Source organism: Flavobacterium sp., from assembly GCF_035760125.1.
GTDB lineage: Bacteria > Bacteroidota > Bacteroidia > Flavobacteriales > Flavobacteriaceae > Flavobacterium.
This window is the reverse complement of sequence record NZ_DASTTN010000093.1, coordinates 1-2,061: the sequence shown is the minus strand read 5'-3', so window position 1 is coordinate 2,061 and position 2,061 is coordinate 1. Positions and strand designations below refer to the sequence as shown.

Sequence of the window (2,061 nt, the reverse complement as noted above, 5' to 3'; positions counted from 1 at the left end):
ATATCAATGGGTTTTGACAAGTCAACTTCAATAATTTGGTCATTATGTTCGATAGTAGTCTTCATAAAACTAGTAAAGCGGTTTAGGATATTTTTGTTTAAAATTAAAAACTATTTCCGAAGCGCCATTTTTTTGCAAATAATCTAATTTTTCCATTGCTTCGGCAATATCTGGAATTTCACCTTTTTTAACCCACCACATCGCAGTAGAAACTTGTCCAAAAGTTTGAAACCATTCTTTTCTGCGTTTTAAAAACTCCGAATGAAAGGTTTTATACATATAGTGTTCCAAGGTTTCAATACTTTCCCAAATAGAAAAATTCACAATGATTTGTTCATCATTATACGGATTCAAATTTGTTGCATTGTTGTCTTCATCTTTTAATCGCCATACAAACCCATCGCTGTTTTCGGCAATTTCATTGACTTTGTCTAGATTATCAACAAATTCTTTCATAATTGGGTCGTCAATGTTTACCCCTTTCATTCTAGCAATATTTATTTCTGCAAGTTGATATTCTGCCATTTTCATTCTTTAAATTTGACAATTAAAGCTTTACCCTTGTGGTTAAGCCTATTCCAAATTTAAATAAAATAAGTCTGACGCAATTCCATCTGTCAGAAATTTTCCTTTTGGGGTTGGTTTCAAAATAGCATTGTCAATATAAAGTAAATCATCATTTATAAATTTCTGCACTTGCTTATGCAGATACTCAAGATATTCACTTCCGAATTCGGTTTCGATTCGATTCAAAGAAACGCCCCAAATCGTCCTCAAACCAGTCATAATATATTCATTATAACGGTCGGTAACAGACAATATTTCAATTTCATTCGGCAGTTTATCTTCCTGAATGGATTTTAAATAAATAGAATTATTTGAAACGTTCCAGCTTCGGGAAATCCCATCATAACTATGTGCTGAAGGACCAATTCCTAAATATTTTTTTCCTAACCAATAGGCTGAATTGTTCTTTGAAAAATAATTGGCTTTTCCAAAATTGGACAATTCATAATGGATAAAATCATTCGCTTCCAATATTTCTACCAAAATTGCAAAGTGTTCCTGAGCCGATTCGTCATTGGGTTTGGCTATTTTTCCGGTTTGTATAAGTTTGTTCAAAGCTGTTTTTGGCTCGACAGTCAATGCATAACTCGAAATATGCGGGATTCCAAAAGACAAAGCCGTTTCAATGTTTTGTTTCCATTTCTCGTTGCTCATTCCCGGAATTCCATAAATCAAATCGAGAGAAATATTATCGAAGTATTGTGTCGCTTCCTCCAAACACTTTTTGGCTTCAACCGAATTATGCGCACGATTCATCATTACCAAATCGTCTTCAAAGAACGATTGGATTCCGATGCTTAAACGGTTAATTGGACTTTTCGCCAATTCAATTATTCGTTCGCTTGACAAATCATCTGGGTTAGCTTCGAGCGTTATTTCGGGATTTTCTGCAATTACATAATTTTTAAATACTTCAGAAATTAAAAAATCTATTTCTGTCGTAGTCAATACAGAAGGAGTTCCTCCACCAAAATAAATAGTTTCTATAACCTCATTTTCGAACTCACTTTTACGCATTTGCAATTCTTTGGCGATAGCCAAAACCATCTCTTCTTTCTTCTTCATTGAAGTCGAAAAGTGAAAATCACAGTAATGACAAGCCTGCTTGCAGAAGGGTATGTGTATATAGATTCCTGACATAATTTAGTTTTCAGTTGCAGATTCCAGTCATTGAGACTGATCACCGACCACTATTTTTTAACTCTCTCTTCATTTTGCTTCACAAAAGCATCCCAACCCGAATAACTTTTTCCTGCAACTATTTTCCCTGAATTAAAAAAATGACAAACAGCAGCTGCCAACCCATCGGTGCTATCCAAGTTTTTAGGCAATTCTTTCAGACCTAATAATTGTTGGAGCATTTTGGCTACTTGCTCTTTGCTGGCATTTCCATTTCCGGTGATGGCCATTTTTATTTTTTTGGGTTCGTATTCGGTAATTGGAATATCTCTGGAAAGTCCTGCTGCCATTGCCACACCTTGTGCACGACCTAGC

At 35.0% G+C, this 2,061-nt stretch carries 3 protein-coding genes; all 3 read right to left on the bottom strand.

Annotation, left to right across the window (positions count from 1 at the left end; genetic code table 11):
* Nucleotides 1–69: 69 nt before the first annotated feature.
* Entirely contained in the window at nt 70–525 is a 456-nt protein-coding gene (locus VFS71_RS03825; protein WP_326399471.1) for a DUF3291 domain-containing protein, read from the bottom strand.
* Between the two features lie 48 nt (nt 526–573).
* Nucleotides 574–1,707 carry a radical SAM family heme chaperone HemW gene (gene hemW, locus VFS71_RS03820; protein WP_326399469.1) on the bottom strand — a complete coding sequence of 378 codons (1,134 nt, stop codon included), beginning with the start codon at nt 1,705–1,707 and terminating at the stop codon, nt 574–576.
* Between the two features lie 50 nt (nt 1,708–1,757).
* On the bottom strand, nt 1,758–2,061 hold a 304-nt coding region (locus VFS71_RS03815), incomplete at its 5' end, for a crossover junction endodeoxyribonuclease RuvC (RefSeq protein ID WP_326399467.1).

What these genes read in the sequence shown, in the direction of transcription:
- VFS71_RS03825 (WP_326399471.1), bottom strand. Translation starts at nt 525, where the DNA reads ATGGCAGAATATCAACTTGCAGAAATAAATATTGCTAGAATGAAAGGG.
- hemW (WP_326399469.1), bottom strand. Translation starts at nt 1,707, where the DNA reads ATGTCAGGAATCTATATACACATACCCTTCTGCAAGCAGGCTTGTCAT.